Origin of the sequence: Nostoc sp. ChiQUE01b (assembly GCF_034531255.1) — a bacterium.
In the GTDB taxonomy this organism is placed as follows: domain Bacteria; phylum Cyanobacteriota; class Cyanobacteriia; order Cyanobacteriales; family Nostocaceae; genus Nostoc.
Window position 1 is genome coordinate 77,161 of sequence record NZ_JAVRBM010000038.1, and the last position, 6,768, is coordinate 83,928.

A 6,768-nucleotide genomic window follows, 5' to 3' on the forward strand; every position below is an offset into this window, starting at 1 on the left:
AGCATAAAAGTGAGCAATTATCACCTTTTAGGGGGTAAATTTTTCCATTTATTTGTACAATCCCGATTTTTTATTAAGAAAATGTAAATCTAAGTATTTTCAACGTTTTTACCTGTGTTTGATGAATTTTTAAGGCATAGTTAAGTAAAACAACGTAAACTAACTTAACTTAATAAACGTACTTAGTTTTGAAATAACTCAAAAGACAAGTTGTCAGACTATCGCCTTTTGATTGCTTTTAAATAAACTAAAAAATAACGCAGGTAAAACAAATATGAAAAAACAAGCTGTCGCAGCAGGATTTGTTCTCTTATCTTTCATGTTGCCGCTCAGAGTAAATGCTGCGAGTTTTAACAAATTTTATGTATTTGGCGACAGTCTTTCTGATACTGGCAATGTTTTCACTGCTACTGGTGGTTTAGTGGCTCCGACAACAGCTATTCCCCAATCTCCACCCTACTTTCAAGGGCGTTTTTCCAACGATCAAGTGTGGGTAGACTACCTCGGAGATCAGCTGGGATTAAAACCCTCTCCATACATTACTTTAAATACTACTATTCCCAATCAAGGTATTAATTTTGCTGTGGGCGGTGCTAGTTCTGGTCAAGGCAATGCTGTTGTTCCTAGTGCACCGTTACCGGGAGTACTGGAGCAAGTCGGCTTGTTGACGCAACCCATCTTACAAGCCAATCAGAAGCTCGATCCAAATGCCGTTTATGCTGTATGGGGAGGTGCAAATGATTATGTGTTTGGTCAAGCTAGCAATGCGATTCAAACAGTTCAGAATTTATCAGATGCAGTAGGGTTACTTGCCTCATCTGGCGCAAAAAATATTTTAGTCTTTAACTTGCCTGATTTGGGCAAGATTCCATTTGCGTCTGCGACAGGTCTATCTAGCAACTTGACTAGTTTGACAAATGACCATAACAAGAGATTAGCAGAGGAACTAGGCAAATTTAGCAATAACTCTGATCTGAATCTGATCTCTGTGGATGTATTTGCCCTATTTAATCAAGTACAAGCAAATCCAGGGAAGTTTGGGTTTAAAGATGTGACTAACCCTTGCGTAGTAGGAAATTTCCAGACAATCATCAGTGTATGTTCTCAAGCAAACGATTATTTGTTCTTTGACTCTCTACATCCAACAACAGGCATTCATAAGTTAGTAGCAGATGCTGCACTAGTGGCGATTGAGGCTAAGTCTGTTCCTGAACCTTCGATCAACTTGGGAATTTTAGCCCTTAGTGCTTTTGGTGCGGTAGGAGTGCTGAAACGTCAACAAAAAAGGTCAGCAGGTCGGGTTGTTGATGCACAATTATCTCATATAACAGTTGAAAACTAAACTAATTGATGTGGGATTACGATCGCTTATTTGAAATTATTGAAGAATTAATCATGCACCATTCCCCTAGTGGTGCAGAAGCTGAGATTAACCAGTTGTTAATGCAACGATTTGCGGCGCTGGGTGTGGAAGTCTGGTGCGATCGCGCCGATAATATTATTGCGAAAATTCCAGGAAAAAACCCAGACAAAGCGATCGCTATCACAGCACATAAAGACGAAATTGGCGCAATTGTCAAGAGTCTTGGTGATGAAGGTCGTGTCAAAGTCAGCAAACTTGGCGGTTCTTTCCCGTGGGTTTATGGCGAAGGCGTTGTCGATTTACTGGGAGATAACGAAACTATCAACGGTATTCTCAGCTTTGGTTCTCGCCACGTTTCCCACGAATCACCCCAAAAAGTGCAGCAGGAAGATACTACTGTTAAGTGGGAAAATGCCTGGATTGAAACGAAGCTGACATCTGCTGAATTAGAAGCAGCTGGCATTCGACCTGGAACTAGAATGGTAATCGGCAAACATCGCAAGCGTCCAATTCGGTTAAAGGATCACATTGCTGGTTACACTTTGGATAACAAAGCTTCTGTTGCGATTTTGTTAGCTTTGGCTGAAAATCTGAAACAGCCAGTAGCGGATGTTTATTTAGTAGCCTCAGCTAAAGAAGAAGTGGGAGCAATTGGGGCGCTATTTTTCACCCAAAATCAACGTTTGGATGCCTTGATTGCTTTAGAAATTTGTCCATTATCTGAGGAATATCCTGTTAAAGATGGCGAAAGTCCTGTACTTTTATCTCAAGATGCCTATGGAATATATGATGAGGGGTTAAATGGACAACTGCGCCAATCTGCCAAGCAACTTGATATATCAGTGCAGCTAACGATACTAAGCCAGTTTGGCAGTGATGCTTCGATTGCAATGAAATTTGGTCATGTTGGGCGTGCTGCGTGTTTAGCATTTCCTACCCAAAATACCCACGGTTATGAAATTACTCATTTAGGAGCGATCGCTAATTGTATCGATTTGTTAAAAACTTTCTGCGAAACGGAGTTTGAGTGATACCTAGATATCATATTCTGCATCATCAGGGTTATCCCAGATTTTGAGCAGAACTGGTTCAGAAAGTTTTGCAGCTGTAAAGGTAAGGCTATGGTCTGTATTTTGCTGATCCAAAGAATCAATAAAATCTTCAACTAGTAAAACTTTTTCGGGAGGTAGCTGGCGAATTTTTTTAAGTAACCTTTGCTCTAAAATGCTATCAGCCTGCATTATTTAGATTCTCCTAACCTTGCCTGTATTGCTTGCTTTATGCATTCATTATAGTTTTTAGTTTTCTCTAGCGATGAAGGCGATCGCTAATTGTATCGATTTGTTAAAAGCTTTTTGCAAAACTGAATTTGAGGCTTTTACTCGAAGGAGCGATCGCATATCAACCCAAAATAGCGTGAATTTTTCTGGTTGTGGAAAATGGGCGCTCGCACACCAAAATTACTCCTACTGTTGATGTAATGTCAGCGCCATATCTCTAAATTCGGCATTAAATGTATAATTGCTGAATGCTTCGTGTATTTACCAGTTAAAACTATTAAATGACTACTGTTACACCCGAGGAAATTAGTCAGTTTCGCAGTCAGTTGGCGGATCTTCCCCAGGCTTTAGTAGCTTTAGATGCCATAGAAGAGTGTGAAGGCTATTTAGACGATGCTGTTCCACTGTTGGTTATGCGGGAAACTGCACAGGAAGCAGATAGATCGTTAAATGATTTGCTTGAAAAATGCCGCCAATTCATTTGTCAAGAGGAAGTCAGAGAATTTTTGGAATCTGGATTAATTGCTCCAATTGTAGAACCATTGGCTGTTAGTGCAGGCATTCCTCTAGGCACTGCGACTGCACTTAGCATATTGGTGTTTAAACTGGGTACGAAAAAGTTTTGTAAAGTACCGGAATCTGGTGCTTAAAGTCCAGATGCTGTAAATCCAGCCCAGTAGTAGGGATTTGCAAAAGGTAAGGGTTGACGTTGCTTAATTAGTTTCAACGATTCTTGAAATATGATGCGTTGTCCTACTCTTAGTTGAGCAAGGACTTTTTCAATTTGGGGTTTGTGTTCCTCCAAAAATCTGTCTAATTCTTCAATAGTCAGATTTCGCAGCCAGTTTTGAGCTTGTTTCAGGGCTATGGCAATATCTCCTGCTTGCAGGTTATCAAGTTTGACTAAGTTTTCGTAGAATTTAATCATTAAAAAGCTGGTGGAAAGGTCATCTACTTTCCAGAGAGAACTAACGACACTGGGACTACCTGCTAATAGAAAACCGCTAGGTAAACCAATGTATTCGTCACTGGTATTGTTAGAATCAATCAATCCAGTTTCACACGCAGAAAGGGTGACGAGGCGACATTTATCTAATTTGAGCGTGAAGATTTTATCTAAAGTAAGGCATTTGTCTAAATCGTTGGTTTCCCCTACTCGCACATTCAGATAACGTTCAGAGTCGGGTTTTGTTGGTGTGTCTGCGATAGGCGCATCTGCCAAAATTAGGGCTGATTTACCGGGATTTGTTAAGTTAAAATACCCGTGGCAGCTAAAGTGGGCGCAATGGTAAGTATTTAAGTCAGAATTATCGATTGCTGTGAGTGTCGCTGCTGTTTTTTTCAGAACGTTGGCAGTATTAAAGTAGCTTTGAATAACTTGTACTTCTAAATCTGTATAGTTTAAATCGCCTGTGGGGTTTTGAATCGCAAACAGGGATTTAAAATCAGGACGTTTGCGCTGTTGTACCTGTTGCAGTAGTTGACAACTGGGTGCATAACTCACACCACCAGCAAATAAATCTAGAAGACAGCGCGAAGTTTCAGAATTTTGATTTACAGGAATTGCATGAAGCGGGAATAAATGTAGGAATTGATGGGAAATTAGGATGAGTTGATCGCAGTGCTTTGGTATCTGGGTTAATATTTTATCAATGTGCAGAATTGAGACTAATTTTTTGAGTTCTTCTCCTAAGTTATTTCGCCATTGGTCGTTTTGATAGTAGTAATTATGCAAATATTTATTTGCCCAATCATACAAAGCTTCTCGGTCTTTTGGTTGGGATTGCCAAACAGTTACCTCTCCTTGTTTTGTGACAATAAACGCTAGAATTTTATTGTTGAGAATATACCACTCGATAATGGCTGTATGCTCATCCAAAGAACCTTGGAACGAGTCAAATTTGAAACCATAACCAACTGGTAAGTATTGGTTTTGTAATTCATTACGCTGGTTTCGCAACTGTTGGAGATATTGTGCAAGGACTTTGGGATTTTCAGCTTTGCCATTTTGGATTTGATATTGTCCTACGGCTATTTCATCCCTGTATTTTTCTAATTGAGTGAATACTTCTAGAGGGAAAATGGTTTTAGAGTCACGTTCAAGAATTTGTTCAACTAAATTGCGGGTTTTACTACGTTCAACATATTCAATTGCTTCGGTAATCTTATTTAATTCTATGCAAACTTCTACCATATAGCTATAAACTTGATTAAAGCGTTCCGCTTGTTTACGCTTGCTTTCTTCTCCAGATACTATTTCTTCTCGTAAAGATTCTATAGTGGCAATGGCAGACTCAAAAGTATTGTACGCTAAGGCAAACTGGTTTGCGTTTTGGTAAGCAATCCCTAGCCCCCACAAAGTTTCTGCCCAATCAATAGGCAAAGCATCTTTGGTTCTGACATTTAAAGCAGCAGTATAAGCAGCGATCGCAATTTCGATGTTATCTGCCCTATCTCCTTTAATTCTAAGTAGGTAGGCAGCAGCAAGATTATATTGCATTTCTGCCCAAGATTGAGGCAAAGCTTCTCTGGTGTAGACAGTTAAAGCAGCAGTATAAGCAGCGATCGCAATTTCGATGTTATCTGCCCTATCTCCTTTAATTCTATCCCTGTAAGTATTTGCGAGATTATTTTGCGTCATTGCCCAAGATTGAGGCAAAGCTTCTCTAGTGTAGACAGTTAAAGCAGCAGTAGAAGCAGCAATCGCAATTTCGATGTTATCTGCCCTATCTCCTTTAATTCTATCCCTGTAAGTATTTGCGAGATTATTTTGCGTCATTGCCCAAGATTGAGGCAAAGCTTCTCTAGTGTAGACAGTTAAAGCAGCAGTAGAAGCAGCAATCGCAATTTCGATGTTATCTGCCCTATCTCCTTTAATTCTATCCCTGTAAGTATTTGCGAGATTATTTTGCGTCATTGCCCAAGATTGAGGCAAAGCTTCTCTAGTGTAGACAGTTAAAGCAGCAGTAGAAGCAGCGATCGCTTTTTCGATGTTATCTGCCCTGTCTCCTTTTATTCTATTGCCGTAGGCAGTAGCGAGATTATTTTGCGTCAATGCCCAATCAATAGGCAAAGCATCTCTGGTTCTGACAGTTAAAGCAGCAGTAGAAGCAGCGATCGCAATTTCGATGTTATCTGCCCTGTCTCCTTTTATTCTATTGCCGTAGGCATTTGCGAGATTATTTTGCGTTGCTGCCCAATCAATAGGCAAAGCATCTCTGGTTCTGACAGTTAAAGCAGCAGTATAAGCAGCAATCGCAATTTCGATGTTATCTGCCCTGTCTCCTTTTATTCTATCCCTGTAGGCAGCAGCGAGATTATTTTGCGTTGTTGCCCAATTTTGAGGCAAAGCTTCTCTAGTGTAGACAGTTAAAGCAGCAGTATAAGCAGCGATCGCAATTTCGATGTTATCTGCCCTGTCTCCTTTGATTCTATCCCTGTAGGCAAGTCCGAGATTATGTTGCGTCATTGCCCAAGATTGAGGCAAAGCTTCTCTAGTGTAGACAGTTAAAGCAGTAGTATAAGCAGCGATCGCAATTTCGATGTTATCTGCCCTGTCTCCTTTTATTCTATCGCTGTAGGCATTTGCAAGATTATTTTGCGTCATTGCCCAATTTTGAGGCAAAGCTTCTCTAGTGTAGACAGTTAAAGCAGCAGTATAAGCAGCGATCGCAATTTCGATGTTATCTGCCCTGTCTCCTTTGATTCTATCCCTGTAGGCATTTGCGAGATTATTTTGCGTTGTTGCCCAAGATTGAGGCAAAGCTTCTCTGGAGTGGACAGTTAAAGCAGCAGTATAAGCAGCGATCGCAATTTCGATGTTATCTGCCCTGTCTCCTTTTATTCTATCCCTATAGGCATTTGCAAGATTATTTTGCGTTGTTGCCCAATTTTGAGGCAAAGCTTCTCTAGTGTAAACAGTTAAAGCAGCAGTATAAGCAGCGATTGCAATTTCGATGTTATCTGCCCTGTCTCCTTTTATTCTATCCGTGTAGGCAAGTCCGAGATTATTTTGCGTTGTTGCCCAATCAATAGGCAAAGCTTCAGGAGTTCTGACAGTTAAAGCAGCAGTAAAAGCAGCGATCGCTTTTTCGATGTTATCTGCCCTGTCTCCTTTTATTCTAT

At 40.3% G+C, this 6,768-nt stretch carries 5 protein-coding genes; 3 read left to right on the forward strand and 2 right to left on the reverse strand.

Translation table 11 applies throughout. The annotated features are described in order from the left end of the window. Positions 1 to 274: 274 nt before the first annotated feature. Positions 275 to 1,342, forward strand: coding sequence for an SGNH/GDSL hydrolase family protein (locus RMY63_RS23375; protein WP_322730995.1), 1,068 nt, complete (start codon positions 275 to 277; stop codon positions 1,340 to 1,342). A gap of 8 nt (positions 1,343 to 1,350) precedes the next feature. Next, positions 1,351 to 2,394 carry a M42 family peptidase gene (locus RMY63_RS23380; protein WP_322731001.1) on the forward strand — a complete coding sequence of 348 codons (1,044 nt, stop codon included), beginning with the start codon at positions 1,351 to 1,353 and terminating at the stop codon, positions 2,392 to 2,394. Positions 2,395 to 2,397: 3 nt separating this feature from the next. Here the strand turns inward: RMY63_RS23380 and RMY63_RS23385 are convergent, their stop codons facing one another. Next, complete coding sequence (locus RMY63_RS23385; RefSeq protein WP_322730996.1) at positions 2,398 to 2,604, reverse strand: toxin-antitoxin system, antitoxin component, Xre family protein; 207 nt, start codon at positions 2,602 to 2,604, stop codon at positions 2,398 to 2,400. A gap of 320 nt (positions 2,605 to 2,924) precedes the next feature. On the opposite strand from RMY63_RS23385, the gene RMY63_RS23390 reads away from it, so the two are divergent. Continuing rightward, complete coding sequence (locus tag RMY63_RS23390; protein WP_322730997.1) at positions 2,925 to 3,293, forward strand: hypothetical protein; 369 nt, start codon at positions 2,925 to 2,927, stop codon at positions 3,291 to 3,293. Here RMY63_RS23390 and RMY63_RS23395 read toward each other — a convergent pair. Then, the coding region (locus tag RMY63_RS23395) for a CHAT domain-containing protein (RefSeq protein WP_322730998.1) at positions 3,290 to 6,768 on the reverse strand (3,479 nt) is incomplete at its 5' end. The genes RMY63_RS23390 and RMY63_RS23395 overlap by 4 nt on opposite strands.